Genomic DNA, 13,778 nt, shown 5'->3' on the forward strand with positions numbered 1-13,778 from the left:
TTTCTTACTTGGCGGTCTCGGCCACGAGACGCTCGACGGCGTCGATGGCCTCGCCCACGGCGGCCGGGTTCTGGCCGCCGCCCTGGGCGACGTCCGGCTTGCCGCCGCCACCGCCGCCGAGGGTCTTGGCGGCGGTGCGCACCAGGTCACCGGCCTTGAGGCCGCGGTCGCGGGCGGCGTCGTTGGTGGCGATGACCGTGAGCGGCTTGCCGTTGTTGACCGTGAACAGGGCGACCACGGCGGCCCGTCCGCCCTGGATACGGCCGCGCACGTCGAGGACCAGCTTGCGCAGGTCGTCCGGGGTGGTGCCGTCCGGGACCTGCCCGGTCACCAGGGCGATCCCGCGGATGTCCTTCGCGGAGTCGACCAGACCGCCGGCGGCCTGCAGCACCTTCTCCGCACGGAACTTCTCGATCTCCTTCTCGGCGTCCTTCAGCTTGCCGAGCATGGCGGAGACCTTCTCCGGAAGCTCCTCCGGGCGGCCCTTGATCAGCTCCTGGAGCTGGGCGACGACCGTGTGCTCGCGGGCCAGGAAGTTGTAGGCGTCGACGCCGACGAGGGCCTCGATACGGCGCACACCCGAGCCGATCGACGACTCGCCGAGCAGCTTGACCAGGCCCAGCTGGGCGGTGTTGTGCACATGGGTGCCGCCGCACAGCTCCTTGGAGAAGTCGCCGATGGTCACGACGCGCACCCGCTCGCCGTACTTCTCGCCGAACTCGGCGATGGCGCCCTGCTTCTTGGCCTCGTCGATGCCCATGATGTCGGCGCGCACGTCCAGGTCGCGGGCGAGCACCTCGTTGATCTTCTGCTCGACGTCGGTCATCACGGCCGTCGGAACGGCGGACGGCGAGCCGAAGTCGAAGCGGAAGCGGCCGGGCTGGTTCTCGGAACCGGCCTGGGCGGCCGTCGGGCCGAGGGCGTCGCGCAGCGCCTGGTGGGTGAGGTGGGTGGCCGAGTGGGCACGGGCGATGGCGGTACGGCGGCGCTGGTCGATCGCGGCGTGGGCCTTGGCGCCGACCGTGACCTCGCCGAACTGGACGACGCCCTTGTGGACGTAGACGCCCGGGACCGGCTTCTGGGTGTCGCGGATCTCGACGACGGCACCGGAGTCGACCTTGATCCGGCCGGTGTCGCCGATCTGGCCGCCGCCCTCGGCGTAGAACGGGGTGCGGTCCAGGACGATCTCGACCTCGTCGCCCTCGGTGGCGGCCGGGGAGGAGACGCCGTCGACGAGGATGCCGACGATCGTGGTCTCGCCCTCGGTGTCGGAGTAACCGATGAAGTCGGTCTCGCCGGTCCTGTCGGCGATCTCGCGGTAGGCGCCGGCACCGGCGTGCCCGGTCTTCTTGGCCTGGGCATCGGCCTTGGCGCGGTCCCGCTGCTCCTTCATCAGGCGCCGGAAGCCGTCCTCGTCCACGGCCAGGCCCTGCTCGGCGGCCATTTCGAGGGTGAGGTCGATCGGGAAGCCCCAGGTGTCGTGGAGCAGGAAGGCCTTGTCGCCGGCGAGGACCGTGCCACCGGCGTCCTTGGTCTCGGTGACGGCGGTGTCGAGGATGTTGGTGCCGGCCTTCAGCGTCTTGAGGAAGGCGTTCTCCTCGGCGACGGCGACCTTCTCGATGCGCTCGCGGTCGGTGACCAGCTCCGGGTACTGCTGACCCATCATCCGGATGACGGTGTCGATCAGGTCGAGGACGACCGGGCCGGTGGCACCGAGCAGGCGCATGTTGCGGATGGCGCGGCGCATGATGCGGCGCAGGACGTAGCCACGGCCCTCGTTGCCGGGGGTGACGCCGTCGCCGATGAGCATGACCGACGTCCGCATGTGGTCGGTGACGACCCGCAGCGAGACGTCCGAGGCGTGGGCTTCGCCGTAGTGGACGCCGGTCAGCTCGGTGGCCTTCTTGATGACGGCCATGGAGGTGTCGATCTCGTACATGTTCTGCACGCCCTGCAGAATCATGGCGAGTCGCTCCAGGCCGAGGCCCGTGTCGATGTTCTTGCTGGGCAGTTCGCCGAGGATCTCGAAGTTGTCCTTGCCGATGCCCTCGCCACGCTCGTACTGCATGAAGACGAGGTTCCAGATCTCCACGTACCGCTCGTCGTTGACGGCGGGGCCGCCCTCGACGCCGAACTCGGGGCCGCGGTCGTAGTTGATCTCGGAACACGGGCCGCACGGGCCGGGGACGCCCATGGACCAGTAGTTGTCCTTCATGCCGAGGCGCTGGATGCGCTCCTTCGGCACACCGATGACGTCGTGCCAGATGCGCTCGGCCTCGTCGTCGTCCTTGTAGACGGTGATCCAGAGCTTCTCCGGCTCCAGGCCGTAACCGCCCTTGTCCTGGGGCGTGGTGAGCAGCTCCCAGGCGTACTTGATGGCGCCTTCCTTGAAGTAGTCGCCGAAGGAGAAGTTGCCGCACATCTGGAAGAAGGTGCCGTGCCGGGTGGTCTTGCCGACCTCTTCGATGTCGGGGGTGCGCACGCACTTCTGCACGCTGGTGGCGCGCGACCACGGCGGCTTGACCTCGCCGAGGAAGTAGGGCTTGAAGGGCACCATGCCGGCCGGGACGAGGAGCAGAGTCGGGTCGTCCGCGATGAGCGACGCCGAAGGGACGACGGTGTGCCCGCGCTCCTCGTAGAAGCTCAGCCAGCGGCGGCGGATCTCTGCCGACTCCATCAGTGGTCCTCATTCCGGTCGTACGAGTACGTCGTGTTCTCGATGTACTTGGGGTTGCTGCGGTTGTTCTCGATGGCGGTGAGCCGCCGGGGCGCGGGGAGTTCGGGGTCCGCGTTGATGCCCAGCGCGTCCCCCAGCTCCGCCTCCCGCTGGGCCATGTTGTCGCGGACGTCGAGCGCGAAGCCGACCGCCCGGTCCTTGATCCGGTGTCCGGTCTCCAGTGCCTTGTTCGCGGCGGTGGCGGCGAGGCTCTCGGGGGTCAGCTGCCTGAGCTTGCGGTTGACCTTGGTGGTGGCCCAGACACCGGCGGCGACACCGGTGGTGAACCAGAAGGTACGGCGGAACATCTGCCTGGCTCCTACTTTCCCCGGTTCTTCCGCCGTGCGGCGGGCACGGTCCGGCCCACGATCACGGTACGCCCGGGCTCCCGGGCGGGCACGTCCTCCGCCTTGCGGCCGGTCAGTGCCCGGCGCACGCCGTAGCCGAACGCCGCGACCTTGACCAGCGGGCCGCCGAAGGTGGAGGCGACGGTGGTCGACAGCGCGGAGGCGTTGGAGGTGACCTCCTGGACGTCGGAGGCGATCGCGTCGACCCGGTCGATCTGGGTCTGCGCGGAGCGTACGGCCGCGGAGGCGTCGGCGAGCAGCGGGACGGCCTGGTCGGTCACGTCCGCCACCAGCTTGGTGGTCGCCTTGAGCGTCTGGGCCAGCCTCACGAGAGCCACCGCGAGGAAGGAGACCAGGATCGCCCAGAAGACGGCCACCAGGATCCCGGCCACCTCTCCACCGGACACCGCGCGCACCCGCTCCCTGTCTCGTGCCTGAACGATCAACATCGAAAAGTCTGCACCGAGCCTATCGCGCCGGGCGTGGGACTCCGTACCGGATTACCGGCGCGCTGGAGGTGGAGTCACGGGAAGCGATTGTACGGACCGAACACGGTTAAGTACGCTCCGTGTCCCATGCGAGGTCCTCAGCGTCCCGGCTCTTCGGCGGACGGCAATCTGCCCCTGGAACTGACCGCGTTCGTCGGTCGCTCGGCCGAACTCGGCGAGCTGGCCCGGGCCCTGGAGTCCGTCCGGCTGGTGACGGTGACCGGGGTCGGCGGGGTCGGCAAGTCCCGGCTCGCGGCCCGGGCGGCCGCCGCGGCGGCGCCCCGGGACGGGGTGTGGCGGGTGGAGCTGGCGGCGGTGCGCGATCCGGAGTTCGTGGAGTACGCGGTCGTGGAGGCACTGGGCCTGACCGACCACACCACCCGGCTGCCGCGCGAGGCGCTGCTGGAGCACCTGGCCGGCCGCCGTTGCCTGCTGCTGCTCGACGGGTGCGAGCACCTCGTCGACGGGTGCGCGGAGCTGGTGGGCGAGTTACTGCGGCGGCTGCCCGACCTGACCGTGCTGGCGGTCGGGCGGCGGCCGCTGGGCGTGGCGGGTGAGCGGTTGTTCCCGCTGGCGCCGCTCGGCGAGGACGACGCGGTGGAGCTGTTCACCGAGCGCGCCGAGCGGCAGGGGCTGGATGTCCGGGACCGTGCGGAGGTCCGGGAGGTGTGCCGGCGTCTTGACGGGATCCCGCTGGCGATCGAGCTGGCGGCGGGCCGGCTGCGGGCGCTGTCGCCGGGGCAGCTGCTGGAGCGGCTCGACGACCGGTTCCGGCTGCTGACCGGCGGCGGGCGGGACGGCCTCCCCCGCCATCAGACGCTGCGCACGGCGATCGGCTGGAGCCATGAACTGTGCACCCCCGCCGAGCGGTTGCTGTGGGCGCGGCTGTCGGTGTTCGCGGGGACCTTCGACCTGGAGGCCGCCGAGTACGTGTGCGGCGGGGACGGGCTGTCGTCCGAGAACGTCCTGGACGTGCTGGCGGAGCTGCTCGCGCAGTCGGTGCTGTCCCGGGAGGAGACTCCGACGGGGGTGCGCTACCGGATGCTCGACACCGTGCGGGCGTACGGTGCGGACTGGCTGGCCGCGGCGGGGGACGCGGGGCGGCTGCGGCGTCGGCACCGCGACTGGTTCATGGGGCTGGCGACCTGGTGCGAGCTGGACTGGTTCTCGCCGCGGCAGGGCGAGGTGGCCGCGCGCGTCGAGGCCGAGCTGGCGAACCTGCGGGCCGCCCTGGAGCACTGTCTGACCGAGCCGGACGAGGCGCATCTGGGCCAGTACCTGGCGGGCTCGCTGTGGTTCTACTGGGTGGGCTGCGGGCGGCTCTCGGAGGGGCGGCGCTGGCTGGAGCTCAGCCTGGAACTGGACTCGGAGTACCCGCGGTCCCGGCTGAAGGCGCTGTGGGTGCTCGGTTATGTGGCGATCCTGCAGGGCGACGCGGTACCCGCGCTGGCCGCGCTCCAGGAGTGCCGGGAGGAGGCCGAGCTGGTCGCCGACCCCCTGGCGGTGGCGTACGCGGAGCACCGCACCGGCTGCCTGGCCCTGGTCACGGACGACATGGCGCGGGCGGAGACGCTGCTGCGCTCTGCGCTCGGCCGCTACCAGGAGATCGGCGAGCTCAACAGCAATGTCCTGATGGGGCAGGTCGAGCTGGCGATGACCAGGGCGTTCCTCGGCGATCTGCCGGACGCGGTACGGCTGTGCGAGGACGTGCGCCGGGTGTGCGAGGACCACGGCGAGCACTGGGCCCGGTCGTACGCGCTGTATGTGCTGGCGTACGCGGCCTGGCGGGACGGCGACCACGCGGGCGCCCGCGAGCTGCTGACCGACTGCCTGGGCCACGCGCACGGCTTCCATGACCTGCTGGGTGCGGTGCTGTCGATCGAGCTGCTTGCCCTGGTGACGGTGGCCGAGGGCGATCCGGCGGAGGCGGCGGTGCTGCAGGGCGCGGCGGCGCGGATGTGGCCGTCGGTGGGGCTGCCGCTGTTCGGCTCGGCCCACTACAACGCCCCGCACGGGCTGTGCGAGGCGACGGCCCGGCGGGCGCTGGGCGAGGAGCGGTACGCGGAGTGCCTTCGGCAGGGGACCCTGCTGGACCGGGAGGCGGCGGTGGCCCGGGCGCTGGAGTACTTCGGGGCACGGCCGCTGGACGCGCTGCCGTCCCCGCGCGGGCCGGTAAGGGAGCGGCGGGACGGTCCCGGTATGCGGAAGCCCGCCGCCTCGCCCACCAGGAAGGGCGGGGAGACGGCGGGCTGACGCTGGAGTGCTGCGCCGGGGCTGGGATCAGCGGGCGTAGTACTCGACGACGAGCTGCTCGTCACAGATGATCGGAACTTCCTTGCGGTTCGGCTCGCGGTCCAGGCGGAACGCCAGGGCCTTGAGGTTCACCTGCAGGTAGCGCGGGATCTCGCCGTCGGGGGCGAAGCCACCCTCACGGGCGATCTGGAAGAGCGTCTTGTCCTTCGAGCGGTCGCGGACCTGGATGACGTCGTCCGGACGCACGCGGTAGGACGGCTTGTCGACCTTCTGGCCGTTGACCTGGATGTGGCCGTGGACGACCATCTGGCGGGCCTGGTAGATCGTGCGGGCGATGCCCGAACGCAGGACCAGCGCGTCGAGGCGACGCTCCAGCTCGATGATCAGGGCCTCACCGGTCTTGCCCTGCACCTTGGAGGCACGCTCGTAGGCGCGGACGAGCTGGCGCTCGGACACGTCGTACTGCGCGCGCAGACGCTGCTTCTCCAGCAGACGGACCTTGTAGTCCGAGTTCTGCTTGCGGCCGCGGCCGTGCTCACCCGGCGGGTAGGGACGGGCCTCGAAGTACTTGACGGCCTTCGGGGTCAGCGCGATGCCGAGGGCACGCGACTTCTTGACCTTGGGGCGGGACTGGTTCGCCACTTGTCTCTTTCTTCCTTCTGATATCCGGCTCGTCAGGGTTAAGGGAGGTCGCAATCCGCAGCCGGGGAAACCCGCCGGGACCCGTTGCCGGGCCTGGTGGGCAGCCGCTCCCCTGGTCTGGGCACATACGTGCAGCACGCGAGTGGCCCACCGACCGGTCCCGCCGTGCGGCGAGTGGTGGTGGGCTGCCCGCGACACCGTTCGACGGTGCGCGACGCTCCTGGAACCCCCTTGCGGGGGCTCCGGCCGACTGTCCCGCTCTGACAGCGCGGGACTCAGCGCTTCGAGGGATTCTACAGGCTGCTCAGGACCGCCTGCGACCGAGGTGCTTCCTGGTCCACTCGACCGCGTCCGCGTAGCGGGCCTCGGAGCCGTGCCGGGTCGGGGCGTAGTACTCGCGGTCCTTGATCGGGTCCGGGGCGTACTGCTGCTCGGCGATGCCCTCGGGCAGGTCGTGCGGATAGACGTACCCCTGCGCGTGCCCCAGCTTGGCGGCGCCCTTGTAGTGGCCGTCCCGCAGATGCGGGGGCACCTGTCCGGCCAGTCCCTTGCGTACGTCCTCCAGGGCGGCGCCGATCGCCATGGTCGCGGAGTTGGACTTGGGGGCCAGGGCGAGGGCGATGGTGGCGTGGCTGAGGGTGAGGGCGGCCTCCGGGAAGCCGATCATGGCGACGGCCTGGGCGGCGGCCACCGCTATGGGCAGGGCGTTCGGGTCGGCGAGCCCGATGTCCTCGCTGGCGGAGATCATCAGGCGGCGGGCGATGAAGCGGGGGTCCTCGCCGGCCTCGATCATGCGGGCCAGGTAGTGCAGGGCCGCGTCGACGTCGGAGCCCCGGATGGACTTGATGAGGGCGCTGGCGACGTCGTAGTGCTGGTCGCCGTCCCGGTCGTACTTCACCGCGGCCCGGTCGACGACCTCCTCCAGGGTCTGGAGGCCGATCTCCGTCTCGCCCTTGTCGAGAGCGGCTCCGGCGGCGGCCTCCAGGGCGGTCAGGGCGCGGCGGGCGTCGCCGCCGGCGATCCGCAGCAGGTGCTCCTCGGTGTCCTCGGGGAGGGTGACGGAGTCCTTCAGGCCGCGCTCGTCGGTCAGGGCCCTTCTGAGCAGGCCGCGGACGTCGTCGTCGGTGAGCGGTTCGAGGGTGAGCAGCAGGGAGCGGGAGAGCAGCGGGGAGATCACCGAGAAGTACGGGTTCTCGGTGGTCGCGGCGATCAGGGTGACCCAGCGGTTCTCAACGGCCGGGAGCAGGGAGTCCTGCTGGGCCTTGCTGAAGCGGTGGATCTCGTCGAGGAAGAGCACGGTCTCCTTGCCGTATCCCCCGGTGGCGCGGCGGGCGCCGTCGATGACCGCGCGGACCTCCTTGACGCCCGCGGTGATCGCGGAGAGCTCCACGAACCGCTTGTCGGTCGCCTTGGAGACGACGTACGCGAGGGTGGTCTTGCCGGTGCCGGGCGGTCCCCAGAGGATCACCGAGGAGGGGCCGGCCGGGCCGCCGGAGCCCTCGCCGACCAGTCGGCGCAGCGGGGACCCCGACTTCAGCAGATGCCGCTGGCCCACCACCTCGTCGAGGGTGCGCGGGCGCATCCGGACCGCCAGGGGGCTGCCGGTCGGGTCCTTCTCCTGGCGTTCTTCTGCTGCTGCGGTGAACAGGTCGGGTTCCACGCTGAAACCCTAGAACACGGCACTGACAATCCCTCCAGGGCTGTCAGCTGGTCCAGAAGTCCCACCAGCGGGTCAGGATCAGCATGCCGATGATGCCGATGTGCAGGACCGGCAGCACCCAGGTGAACTCGCCGAAAAACGACTTCAGCCAGTTCGGGGCCGGCAGGAAGCTCTTGCGGATGTTGAAGGACGTCACGTACCAGAACATGATGATCGTCGCGACCCAGGCCAGCGAGCACCACAGGCACAGCGCGTTGATCCGGTACAGGGACTGGAACTGCAGCCAGCTGCAGAATCCGACGCCGAAGAGGGTGCCGAAGTTGAAGGTCAGCCAGTACCAGCGCGGGAAGCGGGCGCGGGCCAGCAGGCTCATGCCGACGCAGATGACGATGCCGTAGCAGACCAGGCCGAGCATCGGGTTGGGGAAGCCGAAGGCGGCGGCCTGCTTGGACTCCATGACGCTGCCGCAGGAGACGACCGGGTTGAGGCTGCACCCGGGGGTGAACGTCTTGCCCTCGACCTTGGCTTCCAGCAGTTTGAACTTGTCGATCGTGATGACCCAGGCGGCCAGCAGCCCGGCGGCGCCGGTGATGATCAGCAGCAGGCCGAAGGCGATGCTGCCGCCCTCGGTGCGCGGTGCTGCGGAGGCGTGCTCGGGCCCGGGCTCGGTGGAGACGTCGTTGACTGTCGTCTTGCTCATCACGCCGATTCCGTCTGTTTGAGAGTTGGAACTTCTTCGGGCAGGGGCCATTGTGCCGCACGAGGCGTCCTGTCCACCGTTCGGTGGACATAAGGATGTACGCACGGTCGTCCCGGAGTGTTCGGTTCGGGCCCATGATCGAGGCATGACAGCACACGCGAGCGAACTCGCGGTGGACGTCCGGGGGCTGCGCAAGCGGTACGGGGGCGTGACCGCGGTGGACGGTATCGATCTGGGCATCCGGCGGGGCGAGGTGTTCGGCCTGCTCGGGCCCAACGGGGCGGGCAAGAGCACGACGGTGGAGATCCTCCAGGGCAACCGGACCCGGGACGGCGGCGAGGTCTCGGTCCTGGGTTCCGATCCGGCGACGGGCACGCGCGCGTGGCGGTCCCGGGTGGGAATCGTCTGGCAGGACGAATCGGCGCCCGCCGAGTTGACGGTCCGCGAGACCGTACGGCACTTCGCGCACTACTACCCGAGGCCACGGGACCCCGAGCAGGTGATCGGCCTGGTCGGTCTCGAAGCCGAGGCGAACAGCCGGGTCAAGGGCCTCTCGGGCGGCCAGCGCCGCCGTCTGGACGTGGCGCTCGGCGTGATCGGCGGCCCCGAGCTGCTCCTCCTGGACGAGCCGACGACCGGTTTCGACCCGGCGGCCAGACGCCGGTTCTGGGATCTGATCCGGCTCCTCGCGGACGAGGGCACCACGATCCTGCTCACCACCCACTACCTGGAGGAGGCGGAGGCCCTCGCGAACCGGCTGGCGATCGTGGCCGGCGGCCGGGTGGTCGCCGAGGGCGAGCCGCAGGCGCTCCGGGACCGCTTCGGCACCGGCGCCACCGTCGAGTGGACGGAACCCGACGGCACCACGCGCGCGGAGCACACGGAGACCCCGACGAAGACGGTCGCCGAGCTCATGCGCCGCTTCGACGGCGAGATCCCGGGGCTCCGGGTGAGCCGCCCCACCCTGGAGGACGTCTACCTCCGGCTGACCGGGCAGGAGGCCGCCCGATGACCACGACGACCGCCGCCACGGTGCGGGCCCGCAGCGGCGACACACGGCTGCCGGGCGCCTGGACGCTCGGCCTGCGCCGGGGCGCCCTGGAGATCCGGCAGTTCTTCCGCCAGCGCGACCAGGTGGTCTTCACCTTCGCCTTCCCGGTCGTCTTCCTCTTCCTCTTCGCGTCGATCTTCCACGACGACGTCGCGGGCAGCGGTGTCACCGCCTCCCAGCTGTACGTGCCGGCCATGATGGCCTCGGGGATCATGTCGACCAGCTTCCAGTCGCTCGGCATCTCGATCGCGGTCGAACGCGACGAGAGGGTCCTGCGCCGGCTGCGCGGCACCCCGATGCCGCCGTCCGCGTACTTCCTCGGCAAGATCTGGCTGGTTCTCTTCACGGGCATCCTGGAGACGGCGATCCTGCTCGCCGTCGGCACCACGCTGTACAACGTCTCGCTGCCGACCTCGGCGACCCGCTGGCTGGACTTCGCCTGGATCTTCGTGCTCGGGCTGACCGCGTGCGCGCTGCTCGGCATCGCGATCAGCTCGGTGCCGAAGTCGGCGAAGAGCGCCAGCTCCGTGGTCGTCCTCCCGTTCCTGGTCCTGCAGTTCATCTCCGGGGTCTACATCTCGGTCGGCACCATCCCCGGCTGGATGCTGGACATCGGCGCGCTGTTCCCGCTGAAGTGGCTGTGCCAGGGGCTGCGCGGGGTGTTCCTGCCGGACTCGGCGAAGGTGCTGGAGCAGGCGGGCGCCTGGGAGTTCGGGCGGATCGCCCTGGTGCTGGCCGCCTGGTGCGTCGGAGGACTGGTGCTGTGTCTGCTGACCTTCCGCTGGAAGAACCGGCGCGACGGATGACCCGGGGCGCGGCCCGTGACGTGGACGCCTGGGACCGGACGATCCGGCTCTGGGACGTGTACTTCGCGGTGGTGTGGGCGGCCACCCTGGCCTTCGTGCTCGGCGCCGGGTTCCCGGGGTGGCCGGTCCGGCTCGTCGCGGCGTTGCTGCTGGTGCCGTTGGTGCCGTGGTACCTGTTGGTCGGACGGGCGCTGATCCAGCCGGCCGAGTCGGCCGAGCGGCGGACGATGCGCTACCTGGCCGGGGTGATGGCGCTGTTCCTGCCGTCGGCGGTGCTGGTCGGCGAGGTCCGGCTGATGACGTTCGCGCTGATCCCCCAGTGCTTCATGACCCTGCGGATGCGCAGGGCGCTGATCGCGGTCACCGTGATCAACCTGGCGCCGGTGGCGGGCTGGGCGCTGCTGTGGCGGCCGGCGGTCCCCGACCTGTTCGCCAACTCCCTGTCCGCCACCGTGTCTCTGGTCTTCTCGGTCGTGATCGGCAGCTGGGTCGTCCGCATCATCGAGCAGAGCGCGGAACGGGCCGAGCTGATCGCGGAGTTGGACGCCAGCCGGCACGAGATCTCCCGGCTCTCGGCGGCGCACGGCGCGCTCGCGGAACGGGAGCGGATGGCGCGCGAGATCCACGACACCCTCGCCCAGGGGTTCACCAGTCTGCTGATGCTGGTCCAGGCGGTGGAGGCGGAGCTCGACCAGCACGATCTGCCGCAGGCCCGCCGCCATCTGACCCTGATGGACGGGACGGCCCGGCAGAACCTCGCCGAGGCCCGGGCGCTCGTCGCCGGGGGCGCGCCCGCCGATCTGGACGGCGCGTCGCTGCCGGACGCGCTGCGCCGGCTGGTGGACCGGCACGCGTCGGCCCGCCTTGAGGTGACCGGGCCGGTACGGCCGCTGCCGGCCGGCGCCGAGGTGGTCGCCCTGCGCTCATGCCAGGAGGGGCTGACCAACGCCCGCAGACACGCGGGGAGTTCGGTGCCGGTGGGAATCCGGCTCGCCTACGAGGAGGAGAGCCTCACGGTGGCCATCCATGACGACGGCTGCGGATTCGATCCGGACGCCGTGGGCAGCGGTTACGGTCTGGCGGGGTTGCGGGCGCGGGCCGTGGCGGCGGGCGGGACGGCGACGGTGCGCAGCGCGCCGGGGGCCGGTACGACGGTGACGGTACGGCTGCCGCTGGGAGGTGGTCCCCGGTGATCCGGATCGTGCTCGCCGACGACCATCCCGTCGTACGGGAGGGCCTGCGGGCGATGCTGAGCGCCGAGCCGGACCTGGAGGTGGTGGCCGACGCGTCCAACGGGCCGCAGGCGGAGGCGCTGGCGGCGGAACTCCGCCCCGACATCGTGCTGATGGATCTGCGGATGCCGGGCGGCGGGGGCGTCGACTCGATCGTCCGCATGTCCGAGGCGGGGCTGCGCTGCCGGGTGGTCGTCCTGACGACGTACGAGAACGACCGGGACATTCTGCGCGCCGTGGAGGCGGGTGCGGCCGGCTACCTGCTGAAGGATCTGCCCCGGGGCGAACTGGCCGACGCGGTGCGGGCGGCCGCGCGGGGCGAGACCGTGCTGGCCCCGTCGGTGGCGGCGCGGCTGGTGGACCGGCTGAGGGTCCGGCCGGAGCGCCCGCGCCTCTCGGAGCGGGAGATCGCTGTCCTGCGCCTGGTGGCCGAAGGCTGTACGAACGCGGAGATCGGCCGCCGGCTCTTCATCGGGGAGTCGACGGTGAAGACGCACCTGCTGCGGGCCTTCTCCAAACTCGGGGTGGACGACCGAACGGCAGCGGTGACGCACGCGATGCGGTTCGGGTTGCTGGAGTGAGGGGACTGGCGCCCCCTCACTCCCACTCCGCCGGGCTCAGCCGAGCCTCGACTCCAGTTCCGCCACGATCTCGTTGACGCCGATCGACGTCTGCTCGCCGGACTCCATGTCCTTCAGCTGGACGACGCCCTCGGCGAGGTCGCGCTCGCCGGCGACGATCGTGTAGCGGGCCCCGCTGCGGTTGGCGTTCTTCATCGCGCCCTTGAGGCCCTTGGCGCCGTAGGAGAAGTCCGCCGCGACGCCCGCCCGGCGGAGCTCCGTGACCTTGGCGAACAGGATCCGGCGGGCCTCCTCGCCGAGCGGGACCGCGAAGACGCTGGTGGCGGAGGGCAGGTTCAGCTCCACGCCCTCGGCCTCCAGGGCGAGGACCGTGCGGTCGACGCCGAGCGCCCAGCCCACCGACGGCAGCGCGGGGCCGCCGATCATCTCGGAGAGGCCGTCGTAGCGGCCGCCGCCGCCGACCGCGGACTGGGAACCCAGACCGTCGTGGACGAACTCGAAGGTCGTGCGGGTGTAGTAGTCCAGGCCCCGGACCAGCTTCGGGTCGTCCTCGAATCCCACGCCCGCCGCCGTGATCAGTTCGCGGACCTCCTCGTGGTACGCCTTGCAGGCGTCGCAGAGGTAGTCACGGAGCAGCGGGGCGTCGCCCAGCTGCTTCTGGACCGATTCGCGCTTGTCGTCCAGGACGCGGAGCGGGTTGATCTCCGCGCGGCGCAGGGTGTCCTCGTCCAGGTCCAGGCCGCGCAGGAAGTCCTGGAGCGCCGCGCGGTACACGGGGCGGCACTCCTTGTCGCCCAGGCTGTTCAGCAGGATGCGGAAGTCGCGCAGACCCAGCGAGCGGTACGCCTGGTCGGCCAGGATGATCAGCTCGGCGTCCAGGGCCGGGTCCTCGGCACCGATCGCCTCGGCGCCGACCTGCGAGAAGTGGCGGTAACGGCCCTTCTGCGGGCGCTCGTAGCGGTAGTACGAGCCGGAGTACCAGAGCTTGACGGGGAGGTTGCCGGACTTGTGGAGGTTCGCCTCCAGAGCGGCGCGCAGGACGGAGGCCGTGCCTTCGGGACGCAGGGCCAGCTTATCGCCGCCCTTGGTCTCGAACGCGTACATCTCCTTGGTGACGATGTCGGTGGACTCGCCGACACCGCGCGCGAAGAGTTCGACGTTCTCGAAGCCCGGGGTCTCGATGTAGCCGTAGCCGGAGTTGCGCAGCGGCGCGGCGATCGCCTCGCGGACGGCCAGGTACTTGGCGCTCTCCGGCGGGATCAGGTCGTAGGTGCCCTTGGGGGCCTGAAAGGTGCTCACGGA

General features: G+C 70.9%; 12 protein-coding genes. 5 read left to right on the top strand and 7 right to left on the bottom strand.

The genetic code is table 11. From position 1 onward, the window contains the following. Positions 1–4 precede the first annotated feature (4 nt). From alaS to ACZ5K7_RS29590, 3 genes are read right to left on the bottom strand one after another with little or no spacing between them, the layout of a single operon-like run. Positions 5–2,677 (bottom strand): alanine--tRNA ligase, encoded by a 2,673-nt coding sequence (gene alaS, locus ACZ5K7_RS29580; RefSeq protein WP_468917955.1) that lies wholly within the window; start codon positions 2,675–2,677, stop codon positions 5–7. Then, positions 2,677–3,024, bottom strand: coding sequence for a hypothetical protein (locus ACZ5K7_RS29585; RefSeq protein ID WP_351707191.1), 348 nt, complete (start codon positions 3,022–3,024; stop codon positions 2,677–2,679). Before ACZ5K7_RS29585 ends, alaS begins: the two co-directional genes overlap by 1 nt. Positions 3,025–3,035: 11 nt before the next feature. After that, complete coding sequence (locus ACZ5K7_RS29590; protein WP_351707371.1) at positions 3,036–3,479, bottom strand: DUF948 domain-containing protein; 444 nt, start codon at positions 3,477–3,479, stop codon at positions 3,036–3,038. Positions 3,480–3,638: 159 nt separating this feature from the next. Here ACZ5K7_RS29590 and ACZ5K7_RS29595 point away from each other — a divergent pair, with 159 nt between their 5' ends. After that, entirely contained in the window at positions 3,639–5,804 is a 2,166-nt protein-coding gene (locus ACZ5K7_RS29595) for an ATP-binding protein (RefSeq protein WP_468917958.1), read from the top strand. A 27-nt stretch (positions 5,805–5,831) separates the two neighbouring features. On the opposite strand, the gene rpsD is transcribed toward ACZ5K7_RS29595, so the two are convergent. The 3 genes from rpsD to ACZ5K7_RS29610 form a co-directional block, all read right to left on the bottom strand. Further along, positions 5,832–6,446 carry a 30S ribosomal protein S4 gene (gene rpsD / locus ACZ5K7_RS29600; protein WP_351707197.1) on the bottom strand — a complete coding sequence of 205 codons (615 nt, stop codon included), beginning with the start codon at positions 6,444–6,446 and terminating at the stop codon, positions 5,832–5,834. A gap of 304 nt (positions 6,447–6,750) precedes the next feature. Continuing rightward, complete coding sequence (locus ACZ5K7_RS29605) at positions 6,751–8,106, bottom strand: replication-associated recombination protein A (protein WP_450972893.1); 1,356 nt, start codon at positions 8,104–8,106, stop codon at positions 6,751–6,753. Between the two features lie 43 nt (positions 8,107–8,149). Continuing rightward, a complete protein-coding gene (locus ACZ5K7_RS29610) occupies positions 8,150–8,806 on the bottom strand; it encodes a vitamin K epoxide reductase family protein (RefSeq protein WP_450972894.1) in 657 nt (218 codons plus the stop codon). Positions 8,807–8,951: 145 nt separating this feature from the next. On the opposite strand from ACZ5K7_RS29610, the gene ACZ5K7_RS29615 reads away from it, so the two are divergent. From ACZ5K7_RS29615 to ACZ5K7_RS29630, 4 genes are read left to right on the top strand one after another with little or no spacing between them, the layout of a single operon-like run. Continuing rightward, positions 8,952–9,818, top strand: coding sequence for an ABC transporter ATP-binding protein (locus tag ACZ5K7_RS29615; protein WP_468917962.1), 867 nt, complete (start codon positions 8,952–8,954; stop codon positions 9,816–9,818). Then, on the top strand, positions 9,815–10,663 hold the full coding sequence (locus ACZ5K7_RS29620; protein WP_468917964.1) for an ABC transporter permease: 849 nt from the start codon (positions 9,815–9,817) through the stop codon (positions 10,661–10,663). Before ACZ5K7_RS29615 ends, ACZ5K7_RS29620 begins: the two co-directional genes overlap by 4 nt. Further along, on the top strand, positions 10,660–11,856 hold the full coding sequence (locus ACZ5K7_RS29625) for a sensor histidine kinase (protein ID WP_468918085.1): 1,197 nt from the start codon (positions 10,660–10,662) through the stop codon (positions 11,854–11,856). The genes ACZ5K7_RS29620 and ACZ5K7_RS29625 overlap by 4 nt, the downstream gene beginning before the upstream one ends. Next, positions 11,853–12,476 carry a response regulator gene (locus ACZ5K7_RS29630; RefSeq protein ID WP_468917967.1) on the top strand — a complete coding sequence of 208 codons (624 nt, stop codon included), beginning with the start codon at positions 11,853–11,855 and terminating at the stop codon, positions 12,474–12,476. The genes ACZ5K7_RS29625 and ACZ5K7_RS29630 overlap by 4 nt, the downstream gene beginning before the upstream one ends. Positions 12,477–12,512: 36 nt before the next feature. Here the strand turns inward: ACZ5K7_RS29630 and hisS are convergent, their stop codons facing one another. Continuing rightward, positions 12,513–13,775, bottom strand: a complete 1,263-nt coding sequence (gene hisS, locus ACZ5K7_RS29635; protein WP_351707215.1) for a histidine--tRNA ligase — start codon at positions 13,773–13,775, stop codon at positions 12,513–12,515. Positions 13,776–13,778 lie beyond the last annotated feature (3 nt).

Source organism: Streptomyces sp. NPDC031497, from assembly GCF_055580905.1.